This is a genomic window from Agrococcus casei LMG 22410 (assembly GCF_900163565.1).
In the GTDB taxonomy this organism is placed as follows: domain Bacteria; phylum Actinomycetota; class Actinomycetes; order Actinomycetales; family Microbacteriaceae; genus Agrococcus; species Agrococcus casei.
Genome location: NZ_FUHU01000026.1, coordinates 16,506 through 40,634 on the forward strand (window position 1 = coordinate 16,506; position 24,129 = coordinate 40,634).

Here is a 24,129-nt window from a genome sequence, read left to right on the forward strand (position 1 = left end):
GGGGATGATCGGTTTCGACATTGTTCTCAACTGTGACGGGAAGCGGGTCGAGGATGCAGGGTTATCTCGAAAACGCTCCCTGCAAAACCATAGGTGCCAACGAAAAGCGCACCGACTTCGCCCTCGCTGCTTAAGCGAGCCTGAAGTCCGTCAGATCTGGGTCGCTCTCGCCCAGAACCCTGGCGTCGTTTTGAGAGCTTGCTGCACGGCTGCGTCACAGGACCGTGCGGGACTTGCACTGTGACTGGGCCTGTCGTCTTAGATGTCTGTGACAAAAGGCGGGGCCGAGCAGAACGCACAACCACAGACTGCACCCGGAGAAGCCTCACTGTGAGCCGATGGACGGGGGTTCGATTCCCCCCATCTCCACTTTGGGCGTCGCGCGCTGTTGATGCAGAGTCTGTGCACTTCCATGCACATCCTTCGGCGCCTTGTACGTTGGAGGCATGAGCATTCACGAGCTATTGCAGCGAAGAGTCTGGGTCGCCCCGATGGCGGGCGGCACGACGACGGTCGCACTGGTCTCCGCCGCTTGTGAGTCAGGAGGCTTCGGGCTGCTGGCGGCCGGGTACAAGCCGGCCGACGAGGTGCGCGCGCAGATTGACGAACTGCGAGAGCTGGGCGCGCATCCGATCGGCGTGAACGTGTTCGCACGTCAGCAGGCCGCACCCGATGCTGCCGCCCTCGATCGGTACGCCGAGAGACTCGCGCCCGTGGCCGATCGGCTGGGCGTCGAGCTCGGTGCTCCGCGTCACGATGACGACGAGTTCGACGCGAAGATCGACCTGCTCGTCGCCGAGCGACCCGATCTGGTGACGTTCACCTTCGGCATGCCGTCGGCGGCGGAAGCAGAGCGACTCCAGCAGGCAGGCGTGCTCGTGGGGCTGACGGTGACTTCGGCCGAGGAGGCCACGGCCGCCATGGCGCTGTCGCCCGACCTGCTGATCGCCCAGGCGTCGGCAGCCGGAGGGCACAGAGGCTCGCATCGGCTCGATCCCAAGCCGGGCGACGAGTCTCTCGCCCAGCTGCTGCGCGACACCGTCTCGCTCGGCGTGCCCATCGTGGCAGCTGGCGGCATCATGACCGCTACCGACGTGCAGGACGCACTGGACGCAGGCGCATCCGCGGTCTCGTGCGGCACGGCCTTCCTGCTTGCTGACGAAGCCGGCACATCCAAGGCGCATCGTGCAGCGCTGACAAGCAGCGACTTCTCATCGACCGTCGTGACGCGCGCGTTCACCGGACGCTGGGCGCGTGCTCTTGAGAACGAGTGGGCGAGAGCAGAGACGGATGCGCCGGCCGGGTACCCGGAGGTGCACTTCCTGACGAAGGGCATTCGAGGGGCGGCTGCAGCGGCCCACGACCTGCAGTGGGCCCATCTCTGGGCCGGACAGGGCTGGAAGAGCGCTCGTCAGGGCTCGGCAGCAGAGATCATGACTGGCCTTCGCGGCGTCGCGCGATAGGCTGATCTGAGCTGTCCAGGCAGACGTTTGAACAACAGGTGCAGGAGCCGAAATGACCCACTACAAAGTCGTAAATCCCTACACGGGCGAGACGGTCAAGGAATACCCGACCGCAACGAACGAAGAGATTCACGCAAGCCTCGACCGTGCGCACGGCGCTTTCGCAGAGTGGGCAGCGCGCCCGCTCTCAGAGCGAGCCGAGATCCTTCACCGCGCAGGTCAGATCTTCATCGATCGCAAGGAGGAGCTCGCCGAGATCATCCGAGTCGAGATGGGCAAGCCCCTCGACCAGGGCATCTTCGAAGCCGAGTTCTCGGGCGAGATCACGCAGTACTTCGCCGACAACGCCGAAGAGTTCCTCGCTGACGAGGTGCTCAAGAACCGCTCGGGCGTCAACGCTCGCGTTCGCAAGTCGGCCCAGGGCGTCGTACTCGGCATCATGCCGTGGAACTTCCCGTACTACCAGGTCGCCCGCTTCGCGATGCCGAACCTGATCCTCGGAAACACCGTGCTGCTGAAGCACGCGCCGCAGTGCCCCTGGTCGGCGACGGTGATCGCCGAGATCCTCGCAGAAGCCGGTGTTCCTGAAGGCGTGTACGAGAACATCTTCGCGACCAACGAGCAGATCGCAGACATCATCATCCCCGCTCCCGAGGTGCGCGGCATCTCGCTCACGGGCTCGGAGCGCGCAGGCGCCGCAGTGGCCGAGGTCGCTGGCCGCAACCTCAAGAAGGTCGTGCTCGAGCTCGGCGGATCCGACCCCTTCATGGTGCTCGGAGTCTCTGACCTCACACCCGTCATCGAGGCCGCAATCGAAGGCCGGATGGAGAACTCGGGCCAGGCGTGCAATGCCTCGAAGCGCTACATCGTGCTCGACGAGCAGTACGACGAGTTCGTCGAGAAGGTGTCGGCAGCCATCTCAGCGATGTCGATTGCCGAAGAGGGCGACAACGCCGAGCTCGTCGGTCCGCTCTCGTCGCAGCAGGCGGCAGACGGCCTTCGCAGGCAGGCAGGCGCCGCCATCGCCGAGGGTGCTCAGGTCATCGCCGGCGAGGTCGCATCCGAGGGTGACGCCCGCGTCGCTCCGGCGCTGCTGGCTGGCATCACCGAGACGATGGACGCCTACACGCAGGAGCTGTTCGGCCCGATCGGCACCGTGTACCGGGCCAAGGACGTCGACGATGCAGTGCGCATCGCCAACGGCACACCGTTCGGCCTCGGAAGCCGTGTCTGGGCAGACGACCTCGAGCTCGCTCGCAGCGTCGCGGACCGCCTCGACGTCGGCATGGTCAGCATCAACGGAGCAGGCGCTGAGGACTACGACATGCCCTTCGGCGGCGTCAAGCGCTCGGGCTTCGGCCGCGAGCTCGGCCCCCACGGCATGGAGGAGTTCATGAACAAGAAGCTGGTGGTCGAGGCCTAAGCCTCTGCAGCACCCTTCTCAACAGACAGGCCCTCGGCGATCCACGCCTTCGTTCCTCCGGAAACGTTGTGCGTGACGATCCCGAGGGCCTGTTCGAGATACTGCACGACGCGGCCGCTGCGGCCGCCTGAGGCGCAGATGATCGCGGCGCCGTCAGGGATCTCGGCGTAGCGCTCGGGAATCTCGCCCATGGGGATGTGCACGGCGTGCGGAACATGGGCTTCGTCCCACTCGTGCTGCTCGCGCACGTCGATGACGGGCATTCCGGTGTCGGCCGCGAGGTCGGTCACAGTCACTTCACGCATGGTTGTCTCCTTGGATGCGCTGCAGCAGCTCGTCGTGCAGCAGCGAGTTGGTGGCCACGGCACTGCCGTGCCAAGGGCCTGGTCTGCCTTCGGCTGAGGTGAACGTGCCGCCGGCTTCGGTCACGATAGGCACGAGCGCCGCCATGTCATAGGGCTTGAGGTCGAATTCGGCGACTGCGTCGACGCTGCCCTCGGCCAGCAGCATGTAGCTCCAGGCGTCGCCGTAGGAGCGCGCGCGCCACACGTGCCTCTGCAGGTCGATCAGAGCGTCGAGTCTGCCGACGAGATCCCAGCCCTGAACCGAGTTGTATGAGATCGCCGAGTCTTCAAGGCTCGCGACGCGCGAGACCTCGAGCCGCTCGGGAGAATCGGGGTTGGTCCAGGCTCCTCCGCCTTCGGCCGCCCACCAGCGCTTGCCGAATGCAGGGGAGGAGCACACGCCCACGACGGGTCGACCGTCGATTGCGAGGGCGATGAGCGTCGCCCACACGGGAGCCCCGCGCATGAAGTGCGCCGTGCCGTCGATCGGATCGATGATCCACTGTCTGCGAGAGTCGCCCTCGGTGCCGAACTCCTCGCCGAGGATGCTGTCATCCGGTCGGCGCTGTGAGATCAGCGCACGGATGGCGCGTTCGACCTCCTGGTCGCCCTCGGTGACGAAGGTTCCGTCTGGCTTCTTCTCATGCCGGAGGTCCTGCTCCTGGAAGTACCGCATGGAGATCGAATCAGCAGTGTCAGCCAGCTCGAGAGCCAGCGCGAGGTCGTCGTCGTGCATGCCTCCACGCTACCCGCCTCGCTCGCAGGTTGGTGTGCAATCGTGGCATCATTGCAACGAACCTCAAGGTTGGGGTTCTTCAGAACGAGCGGAGAACCCCATGCGTCGTCCAGCAGCACTCACAGCACTCGCCGCGCTGGTGGCCGCGTCACTGTCTGGCTGCGTGTTCGTGCCCGGACTCGTCGGGCAGGACGATCCTGAGCCGCCGGTGATCACTGACGTCGGTCCGGCACCTTCGCCCGATGACACTGACGAGACCGACGACACTGGCGAGACCGATGACACCGACGTCGACGAGTCTGATGACCCGAACTCGAGCTACGGCCTCAGCGAATGGCCTGACGAGGTGCCGAAGCCTCAGGGCGAGGAGTATCCGTCCGACGACCCGTCGCTCATCATGGTCGAGGGCGACCAGGCTGCGTACGACGCGTACGTGGCTGAGATCAAAGCGGCCGGCTTCACTGCCGATTACGATACTGGCGACGACGAGAGCCTGTCTTGGTGGACGAACGGCGAATACCGGGTCCTGGTGATGAACCTCGACCCCATCCTGAGCGTCACCGTCACAGAAGAGTACTTCTAGAAGTCGAATCGGCCCTGTCGGGCTGTGACCAGGGTCTCGAGCATCGACTGCATGCTCGAGACCAGCCTCGAGTCGAGTGATCCGGCCTCGGCGGCCTCTGCCATCGCGCAGTCTGGAGCGTCAGCGAGGTGCGTGCAGCCGCGGGGGCATGTCGCGGCCACCTCTGCCAGCGCCGGAAACGCCGCGATGATGCTGGCGGTGTCGACATGGCCGAGCCCGAACGAGCGCACGCCTGGGGTGTCGATGATCCAGCCGCCGCCGATGCGATAGCTGGCGGTCGACGATGAGGTGTGGCGTCCGCGGCCCGTGACTGCATTCACATGGCCAGTGGCTCGCTTCGCATCGGGAACAAGCGCGTTGACGAGTGTCGACTTGCCGACCCCGGAGTGACCCACAGCCACCGAGATGCGGCCCTCGAGACGCTTGCCGAGCGCCTCGACGGGAGGCGCATCCGGAGTCGAGAAGAACGTCTCGATGCCGAAGCCCTCGAAGTGCGCCAGGAGCGGCTGGGGGTCGGCGAGGTCGGTCTTCGTGACCACCATGATCGGCGTGACGCCAGCGTCGTATGCGGCCACGAGGTAGCGGTGAATCAGCCGCGGCCGTGGCTCGGGATCAGCTGCTGCCGTCACCATGAGCATGGTGTCGGCATTCGCGACGATGACGCGCTCGAACTCGTCGGAGTCGTCTGCGCTGCGCCGAAGCAGCGTCGTTCGGGGCTGGATGCGCACGATGCGCGCGAGGGTGCCCTCATTTCCTGAGACATCGCCGACGACGTCGACGCGATCGCCCGCGACGATGGCCTCTTTGCGCAGCTCGCGAGCCCGTGTGCACGTGATGGAGCGCTCCTGTGCTCCGCCCTCGTCGATCACGACGCTGTACCTGCCTCGGTCGACGCTCGTCACGAATCCGTCGTGGGCATCGCCGTGCTCGGGCCGCTGCTTGGTGCGCGGCCGATTGGCCTTCGGATTGGGGCGTTCGCGGATGAGCGACTCGTCATACCGCTCGTACGGGTCGTCGTAGTCGCTCAGCCAGCTCATGCGACGCCGGTTCCTGCCATGGAAGTCCAGAGCTCAGCGAACTCGGGAATCGTCTTCGACGTGGCCTCGATGTCGTCGACTGCCAGTTCGAACGCGAGGCCCAGAACTGCGCCGGAGGTCGCAATGCGGTGGTCTGCGTAGGCCTCCCATTCAGCGGGCCTGATCGAAGCCGCGTCTGCCGGATGCACGGTGACAGTCTCGTGCGTCGTCGTGCACTCGATGCCCAACCGCGCCAGGTTCGACTGCATGGCTTCGAGACGGTCGGTCTCGTGGCCACGAGTGTGGCCGATGCCGGTGATGGTCAGCGGCGTCTCGCAGACGGCGCCGAGGGCGGCGAAGGTGGGTGAGAGCTCGCCGGCGTGCGACAGGTCGAGAGCGCCGCCGGTGAAGCGGTGACCCTGCAGAAAGCCAGCGTCTGCCGAGACCGTGCAGCGTCCGTCGGCGACGTGCGCATCTGCGCCGAGGCGGGTGAGCAGTTCAGGAAGCAGGGCGCCGACCTGCGTCGTCTCGGCAGGCCAGCCGTCGATCGTGACCGAGCCGCCGGCGACGAGGGGAGCGGCGAGGAACGGCGCGGCGTTCGAGAGGTCGGGTTCGATCTCGACGGATGCGCCTGCGATCTCGCCCGGCTCGACGCGCCATACAGACTCGCTCAGCGACGTCGCGCTGACGCCCCTGGCTCGCAGCGTGGCGAGCGTCATCTCGATGTGCGGCAGCGACGGCAGCCGGTCGCCTCGGTGCACGAGCGTGAGGCCGTGGGTGAAGCGCGGGGCAGCCAGAAGCAGCGCCGAGACGAACTGACTCGATCGCGACGCGTCGATGGTGAGCTCGCCGCCGTCGATCGCTCCCGAGCCGTGGACCGTGAACGGCAGCGTGCCGGAGCCATTGTCGTCGACGGATGCGCCGAGGGCTCGCAGCGAGTCGATCGTCTCCTGCATGGGGCGCATGCGAGCGTGCGGGTCGCCGTCGAAGTGGGCCGTGGCATTCGAGAGGGCGGCCACGAACGGCAGGAACCTCATCGCGGTGCCCGCGAGCCCGACATCGATGCTCACGTCGCCGGTCGCGGTTCCTGGTGTCACGATCAGGTCAGGGCCGAACGAGCCGTCGCCGGCCTGCTCCTCGACGCGTGCGCCGAGCGCCTTGAGGCCCTCGAGCATGAGCACGCTGTCGCGCGAGTGCAGCGGTCGCCTGAGGGTGCTGGTGCCGGACGCCAGCGCCGACAGCACGAGCTCTCGGTTGGTGAGCGACTTCGAGCCTGGCAGCTGCAGCACAGAGTGCAGGGGGGCGGATGCGCGGGGTGCGCTCCATGCGTCGGGCGACTGGGGCGAGGGCGAGGGGTTCATTGCCCTCAACTCTACTTCGCAAGCGCGGCCGCGGGGAATGCGACAGCCACGGCGGTCGTTGCACTCGGGGAAGGGGGAGCACATGACAGGCATCGCGACTGCAACACGCCTAGACTCAGAGGCGATGAGCAAGAGCAATGACACCCATACGCGGTTCGTGAACGACGCGCTGCCCTACACCGATCAGCTGTACGCGGCGGCAATGCGCATGACCCGCAATCCTGCCGATGCTTCTGATCTCGTGCAGGAGACCTTCGCGAAGGCCTACGCGGCCTTCGACTCGTACACGCAGGGAACCAATCTGAAGGCCTGGCTCTACAGGATCCAGACGAACACCTTCATCAACCAGTACCGCAAGGCCAAGCGCCAGCCGTTCCAGAACCCGCTCGAAGAGCTTGAAGACTGGCAGATCGGCGACTCGGACTCCATCACCTCGACGCATTCGCGCTCGGCTGAGGCCGAGGCCATCGACCGCATGCCCTCCGGCATCGTCAAGGACTCGCTGCAGCAGCTCTCGGTCGATCGGCGAATGGTGGTCTACCTGGTCGATGTCGAAGGGTTCTCGTACCAGGAGACCGCCGACATGATGGAGACCCCCGTCGGCACGGTCATGAGCCGACTGCACAGAGGAAGAAAGCAGCTTCGAGAGATGCTTGCAGGCTATGCCGCCCAACAGGGCATGAAGACAGAGGAGAAGCAATGACAACGGGAGAGACTCAGGGGGTTGCCCCGGCGTCCGACTGCCAGAGAGCCAAGCGAGAGCTCGAGGAGTACATCCACGGAGAGCTGTGCGCGGCCGATGCCGGTGACATCCGTCGTCACCTCGAGACTTGTGACGACTGCAATGCTGAGCACACGGTCGGTGTGACACTCACGAACGCTCTGAAGGGGGCGTGCAAGGAAGCCGCACCAGAAGAGCTGCGCGACAGCATCATGAACGCGCTTCGCCGGGCTCAGGCTGAGCACCAGGGCTGACACAGCCCCGAACGAGCAGAACAACGAAGAAGGGGAGCCGCGCACGCGGCTCCCCTTCTTCGTTGTTCGAGGCGATCAGTCGAGCTTGAGTGCCTCGTCGAGGATCTGCACGAGCTCAGCAGCCGAGCGCTTCGGCGAACCGGTTGCGGGGCTTGCCGAGGGTCGGCGTCCGACACCGCGAACAGCGCGACCGTCGAGGTGCTTCGGGAGCGTGTAGTGGATGAACGGCCACGAGCCCTGGTTGAGCGGCTCTTCCTGCACTGCCACGACATCGGCATTCGGGTAGCCGTCGAGGATCTCGCGGATGCGCTCGACGTCGAGGGGGTACAGCTGCTCGACGCGCAGCACAGCGATGTCTTCGATTTCGCGCTTGCGGAGTTCGCCGCGGATGTCGTGCACGATCTTGCCGCTCGCGAGGAGGACGTGTCGCGTCTTCTCGGGGTTCTGCGTTGCGTCGTGCAGCACCGTCTCGAACTTGCCGGTCGTGAACTCTTCAGGCTGGCTCACCGCGTCGCGGAGGCGCAGCATCGACTTCGGGGTGAAGACGATGAGCGGCTTGCGCTGGTGGGACTGGGCCTGACGACGCAGCAGGTGGAAGTGGGATGCGGGCGTCGACGGACGCGCGATCGACATGTTCTGCTGGGCGGCAAGCTGCAGGAATCGCTCGATTCGAGCCGAGGAGTGGTCGGGACCGGCTCCTTCGTAGCCGTGGGGGAGCAGCAGCACGAGGCTCGAACGCTGTTCCCACTTCTGCTCGGCGGCAGCCAGGAACTCGTCGATGACGATCTGTGCGCCGTTGACGAAGTCGCCGAACTGCGCCTCCCACAGGACCAGCGCATCCTGGTTCTCGACGGAGTAGCCGTACTCGAAGCCGAGTGCGGCGTACTCGCTCAGGTACGAGTCGTAGATCGACATGCGCGCCTGGTCTTCGCTGAGGTTCGCGAGCGGCACCCATTCCTGACCGTTGTTCTGGTCGTGCATGACCGCGTGACGCTGCACGAACGTGCCGCGACGGGTGTCCTGTCCGCTCATGCGAACCGGCTTGCCCTCGATCAGGATCGATCCGAGAGCGAGCAGCTCGCCGAACGCCCAGTCGATGTTGCCGGTCGTGGCCATTGCGACACGCTTCTTGAGCAGCTGCGCCACCTTCGGGTGCACCGTGAAGCCTTCGGGAGCGTTGCCCTGTGCCTGCGTGATGGTCTGCAGCATGGCTTCGGAGATGCCGGTCGACTCGGGAGCGCCCGTGAGCGGTGTCTCGGGGTGCGTCGTGATGATCGGGATCGATCCGGTGGTGGCCTCGTGCGTCTCGACGAAGGCGCGCTCGAGGCGGTCCTGGAAGTCAGCCTGCGCTGTCTCGTACTCGTCGCGAGTGAGGTCACCGCGACCGACGAGGTTCTCGGCGTAGAGCGTGCGAACCGAGCGCTTCTTCTCGATCAGCGAGTACATGAGCGGCTGCGTCATCGTGGGGTCGTCGCCCTCGTTGTGTCCGCGTCGGCGGTACGAGAGCAGGTCGATGACGATGTCGCGGTTGAACTCCTGGCGGTATGCGAACGCGAGCTCTGCGACGCGCACGACCGCTTCGGGGTCATCGCCGTTCACGTGCAGGATCGGAGCATCGATCGCCTTGGCGATGTCGGTCGCGTAGGTCGACGAGCGGCCGTCGCGCGGCGTCGTGGTGAAGCCGATCTGGTTGTTGACCACGAGGTGCACGGTTCCGCCTGTGCGGTATGCGCGCAGCTGCGACATCTGCAGGGTCTCGAAGACGACGCCCTGGCCTGCCATAGCGGCGTCACCGTGCACGAGGATCGGCAGGACGGAGAACTGGCCGTCGCCGATGCTGTCCTGGCGTGCGCGCACCATGCCCTCGAGCACGCCGTTGACGGCCTCGAGGTGTGAAGGGTTGGCAGCGAGGTACACGGAGATCTCGGCGCCGAGAGCAGTCTTGAAGGTGCCCTCCGTGCCCAGGTGGTACTTGACGTCACCGGAGCCGTTCACGGATGCGGCGCCTTCGAACTCCTGGAAGATCTGTGCGTAGGTCTTGCCGGCGATGTTCGAGAGCACGTTGAGGCGGCCGCGGTGCGGCATGCCGATCGCGACCGAGTGGAGCTCCTGCTCGGCGGCACCTGCGATGACTGCGTCGAGGAAGGCGATCATCGACTCGGAGCCCTCGAGGCTGAAGCGCTTCTGCCCGACGTACTTGGTCTGCAGGAAGGTCTCGAAGGCCTCGGCCTGGTTGAGCTTGCCGAGGATGCGCATCTGCTCGTCGTGCGTGGGCTTGACGTACGGCACCTCGAGGTGCGACTGCAGCCACTCGCGCTGAGCGGGGTCGGAGATGTGCATGTACTCGACGCCGATGGTGCGGCAGTAGGTGTCGCGCAGCACGCCGAGGATGTCGCGCAGCAGAGCCTGGCGCTTGCCGCCGAAGCCGCCGACGACGAACTCGCGGTCGAGATCCCAGAAGCTGAGTCCGTGATGCTCGATCTCGAGGTCGGGGTGCGTACGCTGCACGTACTCGAGCGGGTCGATGTCGGCCATCAGGTGGCCGTTCGTGCGGTAGGCGTTGATCAGCTGGCTGACACGGGTCTGCTTCGAGAGCTCGGTCGCCGAGTTGACCGTGACGTCGGTCGACCACAGGATCGGCTGGTACGGAATGCGGAGGTCAGCGAAGATCTCGCGGTAGAAGTCCTGCTCGCCGATCAGCAGCTGGTGCACGATCTTGAGGAACTCGCCGCTTCCGGCTCCTTGGATGACGCGGTGGTCATAGGTGGAGGTGAGGGTGATCGTCTTGCCGATGCCGGCTTCGACGAGGCGCTCGGGCGACGAGCCCATGAACTCAGCCGAGTAGTCGAGGGCGCCGGCACCGATGATGCAGCCCTGGCCCTGCATGAGGCGCGGCACGGAGTGCACCGTGCCGATGCCGCCGGGGTTGGTCAGCGAGACGGTGGTGCCTGCGAAGTCTGCAGCGCCGAGCTTGTTGCCGCGGGTGCGCTTGATGAGGTCTTCGTATGCGGCCAGGTACTCCTGGAAGTCCATGTTCTGGGTCTTCTTGATACTCGGCACGAGCAGGGCGCGGCTGCCGTCGGGCTTCGGGAGGTCGATCGCGATGCCGAGATTGACGTCCTTGTGCTGCACGAGCGTCGGCTTGCCGTCGACGACTTCGTACGAGACGTTCTGGCTCGGGAACTGCTTGAGCGCCTTGATGAGCGCGTAGCCGATGAGGTGCGTGAACGAGATCTTGCCGCCACGCGTGCGCTTCAGGTGGTTGTTGATGACGATGCGGTTGTCGATCATCAGCTTGGCCGGAATGGTGCGCACGCTGGTCGCGGTCGGGACGCTCAGCGACTGCTCCATGTTCGCGGCGAGCGACTTCGGCATGCCCTTGAGCTGCTTGCGGATCGGCTCGGACGAGTCTTCTTCTGTCTCAGCGGCCTTCGGCTTGGGCTGTGCGTCTGCAGGAACGGGCGTCGGGCGAGCCGGCGTCTTCGTCGTCTTCGCTGCGAGGGGAACCTCGGCCTTGGGCGTCTCGCTCGTGGCCTTCTCCTGCAACTTCTGCTGTTCAGGCTTCGGCTCGCTGGAACCGCCGGCAGCGGGCGAAGGAGCGGGCGGCGTGGCGACAGCGCCCTTTGCCTGCTCGTTCTTCAGCTGAGCCTCATAGCGCTCGAGGATCGGCCACCATGACTTGGCAACCTGATTTCTGTCGTTCTTGAAGAGTTCGTACTGCTCGTCTACGAGCCATGCGTTCGCTCCAAGGTCATTGGGCCCGGTGGGGTTAGCCACGAATCGATCGCCTCTTTCGCGTCGGATTTGACTGCGCACGTCTCTCGCGGCAGTTCCGTCTCACAATCATAGTCAGGTCTTTGCGCCAGCACTGGCACGAATCCCGAGTTCTTCGAGGTCGACGCCCGCAGCCTCGACCGCGAGCATCATGACCTCGCGGCGCCACACGGCGCGCGGCTCGAACTCGAGCGGCATGCTCGCCTCATGCGGCATCCGGTCGCCCTTCTTGCCGTTGCACCTCACGCACGCGGTGATGGTGTTCAGCCAGGTCGACTCGCCGCCGCGCGACACAGGGGTGATGTGGTCGATGGTGTCGCCCTTGCCGCCGCAGTAGGCGCAGGTGCGCCGGTCTCGATCGAGGACCCCGCGACGCGACCAGGGCATCCGGTCGTACAGGCGCGAGTGTGGGATGGCGACGTACTCGTTGAACACGACGACCCGGGGGACAGGCATCTCGAGGCTGTTCGACCTGATCGTCTCGTCGGAGGCCAGGACGATCTGCGCGCGCTCTTTGAGCACGAAGGCGACGGCGCGCTGCAGCGAGGCGACCCCGATCGGTTCGAGCGTCGCGTTCAGAACCACCACTTTGGCCATCAGCAAGCCTCCTGTGTCTGGCTGACCAGTCTGCCTCTGTCGAAATTACACGCTCTGTGTGAACGGCGCATGACGCGGGAGTGGCCGTGTCGTATGCGTGCAATACGGTTGGAGCATGCGCTTTCTCGAAGATCGTCCCGAGCACGACCTGACGTATTCCGACGTGTTCCTCGTTCCGTCGAAGTCCGACGTGGGGTCGCGATTCGCGGTCGATCTCGCACCCGATGACTCGACTGGGGCGACGCTGCCGATCGTGGCCGCCAACATGAACTCGGTGACAGGCCCGCGCCTTGCCGCAACCCTCGCGCGTCGCGGCGGGCTCGCTGTGCTCACACAGGACTTCGACGAGCACGACACCTTCGCCTCGATCGACTGGGTCAAGCGCCAGTCGACTCGATTCTCGTCTCCTTATACTGCGTCGCCCGACGAGGCCGTTTCTGACGTGCTGCGCAGGCTGCCCGCGGTCGAGGGCCATGTGCTGTGCGCCGTCGACGAGTCCGGCGAGTTCATCGGTGCGATCCCTGCCGCCCGGCTCGGGCAGTCGTTGGCGGATGCGCAGATCGGCGACCTGCTGCACGGCAAGATCCCGCACATCACCGAAGACGAGGCGGCAGAACCCCGACAGGCCTTCAGCCGCCTCTCCGAGCTCGATGTCGAAGCGGCGCCCGTCGTCGACGGCAACGGGGTGCTCGTCGGCGTCGTCAGCCGACACGGCAGCCTGCGCAACGAGATCTACAAGCCCGCCGTCGACAGCCAGGGCCGTCTGCGCGTCGCAGCTGCGGTCGGCGCCAGCGGCGACCCCGGAGTGCGCGCCGCGCGACTGGTCGAGGCCGGCGCCGATGTCATCGTCGTCGACACAGCCCACGGGCACCAGCAGGGCATGCTCTCTGCTGTCGAGGCGGTCCGCTCGGCGGTCGGCGACGACGTGGCAGTCGTTGCGGGCAACGTCGTGACCAAGCAGGGCGTGCGAGACCTCGCGTCAGCGGGCGCGAGCGTGCTCAAGGTCGGCGTCGGGCCCGGAGCCATGTGCACGACTCGCATGATGACGGCCGTCGGCAGGCCGCAGTTCTCGGCCGTGCTCGAGACGAGCGAGGCGGCGATCGAGGTCGGCGCGCGAGTCTGGGCAGACGGAGGAGTGCGATACCCGCGCGATGTGGCGCTCGCTCTTGCCGCCGGCGCATCGAGCGTGATGATCGGCTCGTGGTTCGCCGGCACGATCGAAGCGCCCGGAACCCTGTTGCATGACGATGAGGGCCGCATCTTCAAGGAGAGCTGGGGGATGGCCTCGACCAAGGCCGTCACACAGCGATTCGGCGGCCTCGACCCATTCGACCTGGCTCGCAAGACGATGTTCGCAGAGGGCATCTCGTCGTCGCGGATCATGCTCGACCCGCTGCGGCCGAGCCTCGAAGACCTGCTCGACATGATCACGACCGGTGTCCGCTCGTCGTTCACCTACGCGGGTGCGGCCACCGTGCCCGAGTTCCGTGAGCGAGCCGTCGTCGGCATCCAGTCGGCTGCCGGCTATGAAGAGGGCAAGGCGCTGCCGGTCTCCTGGTAGCGCGAAATGACCCTGTGCCGAATCACCTGTAGAATGAGCCTGTGAACGACGACGACCATAGTCCTTCTTCCTCGACCGCATGAACGAGTGGGTCTTACTTGCCTTGGGCATGGTGCTCTCTCTGGGCACAGGAATCTTTGTTGCGAGCGAATTCGCGCTAGTCAACCTCGACCGCAGTGACCTGCAGTCGCGCCGTGACCGCGGAGAACGCGGCCTCAACCACACGATCGCGGCGCTCAAGCACACGTCAACGCACCTGTCGAGCGCTCAGCTCGGCATCACGCTGACGACACTGCTGACCGGAGCCACATTCACACCGGCCATCGAGACGCTGGTCGGGCCGCTGCTGAGCGGGTGGGGGCTGGCCGACGGCACAGCGCTGATCGTCGCAGCCATTCTCGGCGTGCTGCTCGCGACGCTCTTCTCGATGCTGTTCGGTGAGCTGCTGCCGAAGAACCTGGCACTTGCCGTGCCGCTGGCCACCTCCAAGGTGGTCGCTCCGCTGCAGCGTGCCTTCACATTCATGTTCAAGCCTGCGGTGCTGCTGCTGAACGGCTCTGCCAATGCGATGCTGCGCGGCATTGGCATCGAGCCCAAAGAAGAGCTCTCGGGCGCGCGCACTCCCGAAGAGCTGGCGTCGCTCGTGCGACGCTCGGCGATGGAGGGGTCGCTCGACGAGAACGCGGCGTCGCTGATCTCGCGCACGCTCCACATCACCACCCTCTCGGCAGGCGATGTGATGACGCCGCGCACCCGGGTCGAGTCCATTGACCGCGAGTCGACTGTCGCCGATCTCGTCGACCTGGCCCGCACATCCGGCTTCTCTCGATTCCCGATCGTCGACGGCGACCTCGACGAGGTCACGGGCATCGCACACCTCAAGCTCGCAGTGGCCGTTCCGCGCGAGAAGCGCGCCAGCGTCCCGGTGCAGGCCATCGCTACAGACCCCGCTCGAGTGCCAGAGTCGCTCGAGGTCGAAGTGCTGCTCGGCGACCTGAAGGAGCGCGGCTACCAGCTGGCAGTCGTCATCGACGAGTACGGGGGCACGGCCGGCCTCGTGACCCTCGAGGACTGCATCGAAGAGCTCGTCGGCGAAGTGAGCGATGAGCACGACCGCATGCGCGTCGACGTCGTCCACGGCCCCGGCTGGCTGACGCTGCCGGGTCTGCTGCGTCCCGACGAGGCCCGCGAGAGAGCCGGCCTCGAGATTCCAGAAGACTCTGAGTACGAGACGGTGGGCGGATTCATCATGAATGCCCTCGGCGATGTTCCGACGGTCGGCGACGAAGTCACGACCCCACAGGGCAGGCTCATCGTCGAGCGCCTTGACGGCCGACGAATCGATCGCGTGAAGTTCATTCCGCATCCGGTGCTGGAGAGGGAGTCATGAGCGACTGGATGGGAATCGTATGGCTCGTCGTCCTGCTGCTGATCAACGCATTCTTCGTCGGCGCCGAATTCGCCGTGATCTCTGCGCGTCGCTCGCAGATCGAGCCGAAAGCCGATCGCGGGTCGAAGGCCGCGGGCCTCGCGCTGAAGGCCATGGAGAATGCGTCGCTGATGCTCGCAATGTGCCAGCTCGGCATCACGGTCTGCTCGCTGCTGATCCTCTACGTCTCTGAGCCGAGCATTCACCACCTCCTCGAGGTGCCCATGCACGCCCTGGGATGGAGCCCGCAGGTCATCTCGGTCGTCGGCTACGCGGTCACGCTGCTGCTGGTGACGTACCTGCACGTCGTGTTCGGCGAGATGATGCCGAAGAACGCGTCGTTCTCGATGCCGACCCGTGCTGTGCTGCTGCTGGCACCGCCGCTGGTGTGGATCGCGCGTGTGTTCAAGCCGATCATCTGGCTGCTCAATGCGATCACCAACCAGATGCTGAGGCTGATGCGCGTCGAGCCCAAGGCCGAGGCGAACACCGCATTCACGCTCGACGAGGTCGAGACGATTGTCGAGACCTCGAAGCGCGAGGGGCTGCTGTACGACCGAACAGGCGCGCTTGCGAAGACGTTCGAGTTCACGAACCGCACCGTCGGCGAAGTCGCGATTCCGACCGCCGAGATCGTCACGCTGCCGCAGGGGGCGACGACAGCCGATGTCGAGGCTGCCGTTCGAGAGCACGGCTTCTCGCGCTACGTCGTGGTCGACGGCGATGACGAGCCGGTGGGCTACCTGCACCTCAAGGACGTCATCGACGCCGATGACGAGCAGAGCGCGCTTCCGGTCAAGCAGAAGCGCGTGCGACAGCTGATCTCGGTCTACTCCGGCAGCGAGCTCGAGGATGCCATGCAGCTGATGCGATCGAGCGGAGCGCACATCGCGAAATCGTTCGACGCTGACGGCCGGACGACCGGGCTCCTCTTTCTCGAAGACATTCTCGAAGAGCTTGTCGGCGAGGTGCGCGACGCGACGCGGAGGCTGAGTTGACGCAGGCCCTCGCGCTTGCGAAGCGCGGTCCGACTCGATCGGCTGCCACGCTCGTCTGGGTTCTCTTCTCTGTCTCGCACGTCTGGCTCGCAGCAGTCAACACTTCGATCAGACCAGGCACGTTCGCTGACGTCACCGGCGTCTACCGGTTCTGGTTCGCCCAGGCTCTCGGCGGCAACGTCATGGGCATCGACGAGCCCTGGGTGTATCCGATGCTCGCGTGGCTGCCGATCGCCCTGGCAGGAATCGGCGGCCTCAGCCTCTACGGCCTGATGTGGCTGCTGCTCATCACCGTGCTCGACGGCCTTGCCATCTGGATGCTCCTGCGCCGTCACCAGGGCATCATGCTCGCCTGTGTGTACTTGGGCGTGCAGCTGCTGCTCGGTCCGATTGCGGTGGGTCGTCTCGACACGATCACCGTGCCGCTGGTGGTCATGGCGCTGATCGCCGTGCGAGATCGCGAGATCGGCACGGCTGGCGTGCTGCTGACTGTCGCGGCCTGGATCAAGGTATGGCCGGGCGTGATCTTCCTGGCGCTTTTGGCCATCCGTGGCAAGCAGTGGTGGAAGCGGCTGCTGGGGGCGGGCCTTGCCGTTTCGGTGCCCGTTGTGCTGGTCTCGCTGCTCATGGGCTCGGGGGCGAACGTGCTGTCGTTCTTCTCGCAGCAGGGGAGTCGCGGCCTGCAGGTCGAGTCGGTCGGTGCGACGCCGTACCTGTGGATGTCTGCGCGCGGCGACGCGAAGGTGTACTTCGACCAGGACATTCTGACGTACCAGGTCGACGGCGCTGGAGTCGAGATCGTGTCGGCGCTGCTCACGCCGCTGCTGGCTGTGGCCGTCGCTGTCATCCTGGTGTTCGGCTGGCTGGCGAATCGCCGCGGCGTCGCGCCGCACACCGTGCTCGCACGAATGCTGTTCGCGCTGGTCATGGCGCTGATCGTCTTCAACAAGGTGGGCTCGCCGCAGTTCGTGATGTGGCTGATTCCCGTTGCGATCGCTCTCGCGGCCGTCAGCTGGCAGCGACATTACCTCGAGCTGGCGATGATCGCTGCCGTGGCATTCTTCACCCAGCTGGTGTATCCGTGGGCCTACGGGGCCGTGCTCGACGCATCCGGCTTCGGACTCCTGCTGATCAGCGGGCGCAATGCCCTGGAGGTGATCCTGCTGGTCGTCGCCGTGATTTCGCTGGCCAGGGCATCCGTCGTCAAGACGCCAGCGGCGGAGTCTGCAGTCAGCCCTGAGGCTGCAGAGGCGGAAGCAGCTGCAGCGCCTGCGTCACAGCAGCCGATTCGATGAGGAACGCGTCGTGTCCGTACGGAGACGACATCACATGCGGCTCGTCGCCCGTGACCGAGTTCGGCAGCGCCTGAGCCAGACGCCTCTGGTCTCCGAGGGGGAACGTGCGGTCGGTGTCGATGCCAAGCACGAGTGTCGGCATGGTCAGCTGCGCTGCTGCGGCCTCGATGCCGCCCCGATCGCGACCGATGTCGTGTGAGGCCATCGAGATCGACAGCGTGCGGTAGCTGCCGGCATCGAACCGGCGTGTGAAGCGGTTGCCGTGCACGTCGAGGTACGACTCGACCTGAAAGCGGCCGCCATGCTGCGGTTCGATGCTCGACTGCAGATTGCGGGCGAAGCGCTCGTTGATCTCGGCTTCGCTGCGGTAGTTGAGCATCGCCATGCGGCGTGCGAGAGCCAGGCCCCTGTGGGGTCCGCCGCCGTTCGGGGCGTCGTAGTAGTCGCCTCCGTGCCAGTGGGCGTCGCGTTCGATCGACTCGATCTGCAGCCCGCAGTACGCGACCTGGTCGGCAGCGGTGGCCGCCGGTGCGGCCAGTGCAGCGAGCGCACCCGTCCGGTCGGGGTTCAGCAGCGCGAACTCGAGTGCGTGCATGCCGCCCATCGAGCCGCCGATGACGGCAGCGAACCGATCGATGCCGAGTTCGTCGGCGAACAGGTGATGCGCGCGGGCCTGATCGCGGATGCTCAGATACGGGAATCGAGACCCGAATTCGGTTCCGTCGGGCGAGATGGATGCGGGCCCGGTCGATCCCTGGCAGCCGCCGAGCACATTCGGTGCGACGACGAACCAGCGATCGGTGTCGATGGCAAGGCCGGGGCCCACGATCTCGGGCCACCAGCCGGCAGTCGCATGTGCGGGGCCTGCTTCCCCCCGCACATGCGAGTCGCCAGTCAGCGCATGCAGAATCAGCACAGCATTCGAGCCGTCGGGTGCGAGTTCGCCCCAGCTCTCGTATGCGATGGTCGCCCTGCCCAGGGTGACCCCCGCATCCGTCGTGAATCCGTCGAGTGTCACGAACTCGCGCCCGCCGACCGGGTCGCCGGGGAGCCACGCCCCGGTTGCCGGAATCAGTCCGCGGTCGCCCTGCCAGGCGGAGTCGATCGCCTGCAGGAGCTGTGTGTCTTCGCTGCGCTGCCAGTCCACGATCAGTTGGCGGCGAGACCGCGCTCGAGGTCTGCGATCAGGTCGTCGACGTGCTCGATGCCGACAGACAGGCGCACGAGGCCGGGAGTCACGCCGGCGGCGAGCTTCTCTTCTGGGCTCAGCTGCGAGTGCGTCGTCGAGGCGGGGTGGATGACGAGCGAGCGCACGTCTCCGATGTTCGCGACGTGGCTGAACAGCTCGAGGGTTTCGACGAACTTCTTGCCGGCGTCCTCACCGCCCGCGAGCTCGAACGAGAGCACGGCTCCTGCTCCCTTGGGCGAGAGCTGCTTGCCGATCTCGTGCCAGGGGCTCGACGCCAGGCCTGCGTAGCTGACGCTGGAGACCTCGGGGCGTGCCTCGAGCCACTCAGCGACCTTCTGTGCGTTCTCGACGTGGCGCTCGATGCGCAGCGACAGGGTCTCGATGCCCTGCAGCAGCTGCCAGGCGTTGTCGGGCGAGGCCGCGGCGCCGGTGTCTCGGAGCAGCTGCACGCGGATCTTCATGATGTAGGCGATGGCGTCGCCGAGAGCCTGGGTGTAGACGACTCCGTGGTAGCTCGGGTCGGGCTCGTTGAGGTCGGGGAACTTGTCGGACTTCGACCATTCGAACTTGCCGCCGTCGACGATGACGCCGCCGAGCACGGAACCGTGCCCGCCGAGGAACTTCGTCGCCGAGTGCACGACGATGTCTGCTCCGTGCTCGAGGGGGCGGATCAGGTACGGCGTCGCAATGGTGTTGTCGACGATCAGCGGCACGCCCGCGTCGTGGGCGATTGCTGAGACCTCGGGGATGTTCAGGAAGTTGGTCTTGGGGTTGCCGATCGACTCTGCGAAGAAGAGCTTCGTGTTGGGCTTGATCGCGGCCTTCCACTCGTCGAGGTTGTCCTGGTCTTCGATGAACGTGACCTCGATGCCGAGCTTGCGCAGCGTGTGCGCGAAGAGGTTGTAGGTGCCGCCGTAGATCGATGCGGATGAGACGATGTGGTCGCCCGAGCGCGTGAGGTTGAGCACCGCGTAGGTCTCGGCTGCCTGGCCGCTTGCGACGAGGAGGCCGGCGGTTCCGCCTTCGAGTGCGGCGACGCGCTGCTCGACGACATCGTTGGTCGGGTTCATCAGCCGCGAGTAGATGTTGCCGGTCTCAGCCAGGCCGAAGAGGTTGGCGGCGTGCTCGGTCGACTTGAACGTGTACGCGGTGGTCCGGTAGACGGGCGTGACGCGCGCGCCGGTTGCTGGGTCAGATGCTGCCCCTGCATGCACCTGGAGGGTCTCGAAGCGCTGCTCGCTCATGGAAGGCCTTTCGTCTTTCGGGTGATGTCCGTACTGGTCAGCCTAGGAAGTCCGTCGGCTGCCAGCAATGTGCGCCACAATACGGCGTAACAATGGCGGAGCGCTCGAATGGAGAGCGGATGCCCGGGTGCCGCCGATGTGGTTGCATGAGGGCATGAGCAGTCGACTGATCGTGACAGGTGCATCCAGCGGAATCGGCAGGGCGGTGGCCGAACAGGCCGCAGGGCGCGGCTGGGAGGTGCTGGCAGTCGCCCGCCGTGAAGACCGGCTGCGGAAGCTCGCGGAGGAGATCGGGTGCCGGCATGCGGCGCTCGACCTCACGCGGGCGGCAGACGTTGCAGAGCTGGGCCGGCTCGCGGCCGACTTCGGGGCAGACACGCTCGTCAACATCGCGGGCGGCGCGAAGGGCCAGGAGTCGATCAGCGAGACGAGCGACGACGACTGGCGATGGATGTTCGAGGCAAACGTGATGGCGACGAAGAACGTCATCGCGGCGACGCTGCCGCAGCTGCGCGCATCCACGCATGACGGCTCGTACGCGACCGTCATGACGGTCACGAGCGTGGCCGCGACGACGCCGTATGTCGGGGGATCGGGATACAACGCCGCGAAGGCGGCCGAGAAGGCCCTGAGCGACGTGCTGCGCCTCGAGCTTGCCGGCGAGCCCATTCGCGTCATGGAGATCAGGCCCGGCATGGTGCACACGGAGGAGTTCTCGCTCGTGAGGTTCGGCGGTGACGAGAGTCGTGCCGCGAAGGTGTACGACGACGTGCAGGATCCGCTCACGGCTGACGACGTGGCACGCGTCATGACTGACATGCTGGCGCTGCCGGGGCACGTGTCGGTCGACGAGGTCACGATCAAGCCGGTGGCCCAGACGCACCCGTGGATCGTCAATAAGGGAACACTGACCGCTCGTTGACGGCAGAAGGGCCAAAGGCCCGTACACTGGATGCGTGCCTACAGCGAAACCATTTGTTCAGCATGTACGCGACATCACACACAAGCCTGGTGAATCCCGCGAGCTGTCGTTCGACGCAAGCTTCGGCGAACCCGTCGGCGAAGGCCTCGCGGTCATTCCCGCAGACGCAGAAGTGCGTGTGCACGGGCTTCTCGAGAGCGTGCACGAGGGAATCCTGGCGACAGGACAAGCCGACACCACCGCCAAGGCGGACTGCTCACGGTGTCTTGATCCGGTGACACTCGATGTCGAAATCGACTTTACCGAGCTCTTCGCGTATGATCGGTCGGAGGATTCCGATCTGCTCGTGGCCAAAGAGACCATTGACCTTGAGCAGATTGTGAGGGACGCGGCGGTGCTAGCACTGCCGTTCCAGCCGGTGTGTCGACCGGATTGCGCAGGACTCAATCCCGAAACGGGAGAGAAGCTGACGCCCGGCACAGAGTGGAATCCCCCAGAGGAGATCGACCCCAGGTGGGCCGCGCTCGAGGGGTTCCAGACCAGTGAAGACGTGCCCGCTGATTCAGCGGGAGATTCTAAATAAGGAGTAAACATGCCAGTTCCCAAGCGGAAGATGTCGCGCGCAAACACGCGCGCACGCCGTTCGCAGTGGAAGGCGCAGGTGCCTGCACTCGTGAAGACCGTTGAAAACGGCCGCACGGTCTACAGCCTGCCCCACCGCGCGAAGGTCGTTGAAGACTCAGTCGGCACGCCGCTGTTCTTCGAGTACAAGGGCCGCAAGGTCGCCGACGCATAGTGAGTGAAGCCGATTACGGCTCCCTCAACGAGAAGCTCGGAGTCGACATCGACTCCGAGCTTCTCGTTTTGGCATTGACGCATCCGTCATGGGCCTATGAGCACGGGGGCGTTCCGCACAACGAGCGCCTCGAGTTTCTGGGCGACACCATCCTCGGACAGGCGATCACGATCGAGCTGTACCACCGGTACCCCGACGTCGACGAGGGTGAGCTGTCGCGACGTCGTGCAGGCGTCGTGTCAGGACTCGCACTTGCCGAAGTGGCCCGTTCGATCGGCCTCGGTGACTATCTCAGGCTCGGACGAGGCGAAGAGAAGACCGGCGGCCGGAGTCGCGACTCGATTCTCGCCAACACCATGGAGGCCGTCTTCGGCGCTGCGTACCTCTCGGCCGGTCACGAGCCCGCTTCGCAGCTGGTGCTGCGACTGGTCGGCCCGCTGCTCGACGACGCTGCCCGGTTCGGAGCAGCCCTCGACCCCAAGACTTCGCTGCAGGAGCTCGCCGACTCACTGGGCAGGGGAGCGCCGGCATACTCTGTCGCCTCTTCAGGTCCAGACCACGCACGAAGCTTCGTGGCTGAAGTCAGCATCGATGACGCGGTCGTCGGCGAGGGAACCGGGTCGTCGAAGCGCCAGGCCGAGATGGCCGCTGCGCTCGAGGCCTGGAAGCAGCTGCGGAACGACGCCTGAGTGCCCGAGCTGCCTGAGGTTGAAGTCGTTAGGCTCGGCCTCCTGCCCGCGGTCACCGACGCCGTGATCGCATCCGTCGAGGTCTTCGACGACCGTTCGCTCGCGAGGCACGACGGTGACTCCTCGATGTTCGAGGCCGCCCTGGTCGGCCGAGTGATGCAGGCGCCGCGTCGACGCGGCAAGTTCCTCTGGGTGCCTCTTGTCTCACCCGCACAGCCAGGCGAGGCCCTTGTCGTGCATCTCGGCATGAGCGGACAGGTGCTGATTCGCGAAGTCGGCGCGTCGCCTGACCGCCATGTGCGCATCCGCTTCGTCGTGCACTCCGCTGACGGGAACGAGTACGAGATCCGATTCGCCGATCAGCGGATCTTCGGCGGCATGGCCGTGCGTCCTGTCGATGACGACGGTTTGCCTGACCAGGTGCAGCACATCGCTCTTGACCCGCTGGATGCACGGTTCGACGCCGAGGACGTCGCGCGTCGACTGCGCCGTCGGCGGCAGAGTGTGAAGGCAGCGCTGCTTGACCAGCAGCTGCTGAGCGGCATCGGCAACATCTACGCGGACGAGGCGCTCTGGCGTGCCCGTCTGCACTATCTGACCCCCGGCCAGCGTCTCAGGCGGCCCCGTGCGCTTGAGCTGCTGGGGCACGTGCAGGACGTGCTCGAGAAGGCGCTTGCCGAGGGCGGCACGTCGTTTGACGCGATGTACGTCGATGTGAACGGGCAGTCGGGGTACTTCGCTCACAGTCTGAACGCGTACGGCCGCGGGGGCGAGCCGTGCCCACGGTGCGGCACGGATATTCGTCGTGTGCCGTTTGGCGGGCGCTCATCGCATTTCTGCCCGAGGTGCCAGCGGCCGCCCCGATAGGCGCCAGCTGCATGCTGGCTGATCGTCGCCGAGACTTGCGACTACGCGATCGGAGTCGACGTCCTCGGTCGGTCGCGGCGAACCCAGAGCGCGGAGTGTCCGAAGAAGAGCACAGCACCCGCTGCAAAGACCGTCACGACCAGCGTGTTCGTGTGCGCGTCGCGGGCCTGCGAGCACGCGAGACTCACCCGGAGAGACTCGATGTCGTTCTTCAGGATCTGCTGATTGTGGGTCTGCATGGGCGGGGCGAAGTCGTTGGAGAGCTCTTGGCCACGGTTCACCGTGGGCGGGTCCCACGTGGACGGGCCTGAATTGGTGCACCGCAGCGTGATGTTCTCATTGCCAGCGCCATCTGCGGCGACTACGACCGTAGGGGTGTGGAACCACGTGAACAGCACTGTCGCGACTGCGGCAACCGCGAGAACGAGATAGAGGGGCCGCTTCCAGCGTGCGGGCGAGGCAGGCGTCGTCTGGGTATCGTTCACTGTTCTGCTTTCTTTCGGCGCCGACCGTGGCAGCCCAAAGCGTACCGCGAACCTGCTCGCGAAGGAGAGCGCGGCAGACATGCAGGCCTCGCGGGCCCGAGGCTCCGCAGCGGAAGCTCAGGCGCAGCTCATTGGCTGGGCTGATGCTCACGCTCTGATTCGCGTGCATGCCAGCGGTGCTCGAGTGTGAACTTGAGGATCAGCAGCACCACGAGCGGGACTGCGAGGATCGAAACGACCGTCTGCACGATGCCGGGACCCAGCAACGAGCCAGCGCCCATTCCGAACATGAACACAGCGGCAATGGGCAGCGCAATCGCGAGGATGCGAGTGAGCATGGGCTTCTTCGTCACGTTCTCCACACTTGTACAAGAGACACGGA

24 protein-coding genes and 1 other RNA gene are annotated in these 24,129 nt (G+C 65.7%); 15 read left to right on the top strand and 10 right to left on the bottom strand.

Translation table 11 applies throughout. The annotated features are described in order from the left end of the window. From ssrA to CZ674_RS05060, 3 genes are all read left to right on the top strand, one after another. Window positions 1-372, top strand: a transfer-messenger RNA (tmRNA) gene (gene ssrA, locus CZ674_RS05050). A 74-nt stretch (window positions 373-446) separates the two neighbouring features. Then, window positions 447-1,463: a nitronate monooxygenase gene (locus tag CZ674_RS05055; protein WP_086991445.1), complete on the top strand. Its 1,017-nt coding sequence runs from the start codon at window positions 447-449 to the stop codon at window positions 1,461-1,463. 52 nt (window positions 1,464-1,515) lie between these two features. Continuing rightward, window positions 1,516-2,886 (top strand): aldehyde dehydrogenase family protein, encoded by a 1,371-nt coding sequence (locus CZ674_RS05060; RefSeq protein WP_086991446.1) that lies wholly within the window; start codon window positions 1,516-1,518, stop codon window positions 2,884-2,886. On the opposite strand, the gene CZ674_RS05065 is transcribed toward CZ674_RS05060, so the two are convergent. Together CZ674_RS05065 and hisN are read right to left on the bottom strand one after the other, a co-directional pair. Beyond that, window positions 2,883-3,191 carry a rhodanese-like domain-containing protein gene (locus tag CZ674_RS05065; RefSeq protein WP_086991447.1) on the bottom strand — a complete coding sequence of 103 codons (309 nt, stop codon included), beginning with the start codon at window positions 3,189-3,191 and terminating at the stop codon, window positions 2,883-2,885. The two genes, CZ674_RS05060 and CZ674_RS05065, sit on opposite strands and share 4 nt — an antisense overlap. After that, a complete protein-coding gene (gene hisN, locus CZ674_RS05070) occupies window positions 3,184-3,966 on the bottom strand; it encodes a histidinol-phosphatase (protein WP_086991448.1) in 783 nt (260 codons plus the stop codon). The genes CZ674_RS05065 and hisN overlap by 8 nt, the downstream gene beginning before the upstream one ends. A 100-nt stretch (window positions 3,967-4,066) precedes the next feature. On the opposite strand from hisN, the gene CZ674_RS05075 reads away from it, so the two are divergent. Further along, a complete protein-coding gene (locus tag CZ674_RS05075; RefSeq protein ID WP_086991449.1) occupies window positions 4,067-4,549 on the top strand; it encodes a hypothetical protein in 483 nt (160 codons plus the stop codon). Here the strand turns inward: CZ674_RS05075 and rsgA are convergent. Together rsgA and aroA are read right to left on the bottom strand one after the other, a co-directional pair. Beyond that, window positions 4,546-5,586: a ribosome small subunit-dependent GTPase A gene (gene rsgA, locus CZ674_RS05080; RefSeq protein WP_086991450.1), complete on the bottom strand. Its 1,041-nt coding sequence runs from the start codon at window positions 5,584-5,586 to the stop codon at window positions 4,546-4,548. The two genes, CZ674_RS05075 and rsgA, sit on opposite strands and share 4 nt — an antisense overlap. After that, on the bottom strand, window positions 5,583-6,926 hold the full coding sequence (gene aroA, locus CZ674_RS05085; protein ID WP_086991451.1) for a 3-phosphoshikimate 1-carboxyvinyltransferase: 1,344 nt from the start codon (window positions 6,924-6,926) through the stop codon (window positions 5,583-5,585). The genes rsgA and aroA overlap by 4 nt, the downstream gene beginning before the upstream one ends. Window positions 6,927-7,008: 82 nt before the next feature. Between aroA and CZ674_RS05090 the strand changes: the two genes are divergently transcribed. Together CZ674_RS05090 and CZ674_RS05095 are read left to right on the top strand one after the other, a co-directional pair. Then, window positions 7,009-7,629: a sigma-70 family RNA polymerase sigma factor gene (locus CZ674_RS05090; protein ID WP_086991452.1), complete on the top strand. Its 621-nt coding sequence runs from the start codon at window positions 7,009-7,011 to the stop codon at window positions 7,627-7,629. After that, on the top strand, window positions 7,626-7,901 hold the full coding sequence (locus tag CZ674_RS05095; RefSeq protein ID WP_086991453.1) for a zf-HC2 domain-containing protein: 276 nt from the start codon (window positions 7,626-7,628) through the stop codon (window positions 7,899-7,901). Before CZ674_RS05090 ends, CZ674_RS05095 begins: the two co-directional genes overlap by 4 nt. A 75-nt stretch (window positions 7,902-7,976) precedes the next feature. Here the strand turns inward: CZ674_RS05095 and CZ674_RS05100 are convergent, their stop codons facing one another. Then, window positions 7,977-11,678 carry a multifunctional oxoglutarate decarboxylase/oxoglutarate dehydrogenase thiamine pyrophosphate-binding subunit/dihydrolipoyllysine-residue succinyltransferase subunit gene (locus tag CZ674_RS05100; protein WP_086991454.1) on the bottom strand — a complete coding sequence of 1,234 codons (3,702 nt, stop codon included), beginning with the start codon at window positions 11,676-11,678 and terminating at the stop codon, window positions 7,977-7,979. A 72-nt stretch (window positions 11,679-11,750) separates the two neighbouring features. After that, the gene (locus CZ674_RS05105; RefSeq protein ID WP_086991455.1) at window positions 11,751-12,272 is read right to left on the bottom strand and encodes an HNH endonuclease; all 522 of its coding nucleotides are present in this window, start codon (window positions 12,270-12,272) and stop codon (window positions 11,751-11,753) included. Window positions 12,273-12,387: 115 nt separating this feature from the next. Between CZ674_RS05105 and guaB1 the strand changes: the two genes are divergently transcribed. From guaB1 to CZ674_RS05125, 4 genes are all read left to right on the top strand, one after another. Then, entirely contained in the window at window positions 12,388-13,833 is a 1,446-nt protein-coding gene (gene guaB1 / locus CZ674_RS05110; protein ID WP_086991456.1) for a GMP reductase, read from the top strand. A gap of 79 nt (window positions 13,834-13,912) precedes the next feature. Beyond that, window positions 13,913-15,223, top strand: coding sequence for a hemolysin family protein (locus CZ674_RS05115; RefSeq protein ID WP_086991457.1), 1,311 nt, complete (start codon window positions 13,913-13,915; stop codon window positions 15,221-15,223). Further along, window positions 15,220-16,260: a hemolysin family protein gene (locus tag CZ674_RS05120; protein WP_086991458.1), complete on the top strand. Its 1,041-nt coding sequence runs from the start codon at window positions 15,220-15,222 to the stop codon at window positions 16,258-16,260. The genes CZ674_RS05115 and CZ674_RS05120 overlap by 4 nt, the downstream gene beginning before the upstream one ends. Continuing rightward, complete coding sequence (locus tag CZ674_RS05125) at window positions 16,257-17,555, top strand: glycosyltransferase 87 family protein (RefSeq protein WP_086991459.1); 1,299 nt, start codon at window positions 16,257-16,259, stop codon at window positions 17,553-17,555. The genes CZ674_RS05120 and CZ674_RS05125 overlap by 4 nt, the downstream gene beginning before the upstream one ends. Here the strand turns inward: CZ674_RS05125 and metX are convergent. After that, window positions 17,491-18,702 carry a homoserine O-acetyltransferase MetX gene (gene metX / locus CZ674_RS05130; protein WP_407640213.1) on the bottom strand — a complete coding sequence of 404 codons (1,212 nt, stop codon included), beginning with the start codon at window positions 18,700-18,702 and terminating at the stop codon, window positions 17,491-17,493. The two genes, CZ674_RS05125 and metX, sit on opposite strands and share 65 nt — an antisense overlap. Window positions 18,703-18,704: 2 nt before the next feature. After that, a complete protein-coding gene (locus CZ674_RS05135; protein ID WP_086991461.1) occupies window positions 18,705-19,988 on the bottom strand; it encodes a bifunctional o-acetylhomoserine/o-acetylserine sulfhydrylase in 1,284 nt (427 codons plus the stop codon). A 154-nt stretch (window positions 19,989-20,142) separates the two neighbouring features. Here CZ674_RS05135 and CZ674_RS05140 point away from each other — a divergent pair, with 154 nt between their 5' ends. Genes CZ674_RS05140 through mutM form a run of 5 tightly spaced genes read left to right on the top strand, consistent with a single transcriptional unit; the run spans window position 20,143 to window position 23,262 of the window. Then, window positions 20,143-20,910, top strand: a complete 768-nt coding sequence (locus CZ674_RS05140) for an SDR family oxidoreductase (protein ID WP_200810044.1) — start codon at window positions 20,143-20,145, stop codon at window positions 20,908-20,910. 34 nt (window positions 20,911-20,944) lie between these two features. Continuing rightward, window positions 20,945-21,493 (top strand): YceD family protein, encoded by a 549-nt coding sequence (locus CZ674_RS05145; protein WP_086991462.1) that lies wholly within the window; start codon window positions 20,945-20,947, stop codon window positions 21,491-21,493. A gap of 9 nt (window positions 21,494-21,502) precedes the next feature. Continuing rightward, window positions 21,503-21,706: a 50S ribosomal protein L32 gene (rpmF, locus tag CZ674_RS05150; RefSeq protein WP_086991463.1), complete on the top strand. Its 204-nt coding sequence runs from the start codon at window positions 21,503-21,505 to the stop codon at window positions 21,704-21,706. Beyond that, complete coding sequence (rnc, locus tag CZ674_RS05155) at window positions 21,706-22,395, top strand: ribonuclease III (RefSeq protein WP_086991464.1); 690 nt, start codon at window positions 21,706-21,708, stop codon at window positions 22,393-22,395. The genes rpmF and rnc overlap by 1 nt, the downstream gene beginning before the upstream one ends. Then, window positions 22,396-23,262: a bifunctional DNA-formamidopyrimidine glycosylase/DNA-(apurinic or apyrimidinic site) lyase gene (gene mutM, locus CZ674_RS05160; RefSeq protein ID WP_086991465.1), complete on the top strand. Its 867-nt coding sequence runs from the start codon at window positions 22,396-22,398 to the stop codon at window positions 23,260-23,262. A gap of 41 nt (window positions 23,263-23,303) precedes the next feature. Here the strand turns inward: mutM and CZ674_RS05165 are convergent, their stop codons facing one another. After that, window positions 23,304-23,747 (bottom strand): hypothetical protein, encoded by a 444-nt coding sequence (locus CZ674_RS05165; RefSeq protein ID WP_086991466.1) that lies wholly within the window; start codon window positions 23,745-23,747, stop codon window positions 23,304-23,306. Between the two features lie 128 nt (window positions 23,748-23,875). Further along, on the bottom strand, window positions 23,876-24,100 hold the full coding sequence (locus tag CZ674_RS05170; RefSeq protein WP_143244652.1) for a hypothetical protein: 225 nt from the start codon (window positions 24,098-24,100) through the stop codon (window positions 23,876-23,878). Between the last annotated feature and the right edge of the window lie 29 nt (window positions 24,101-24,129).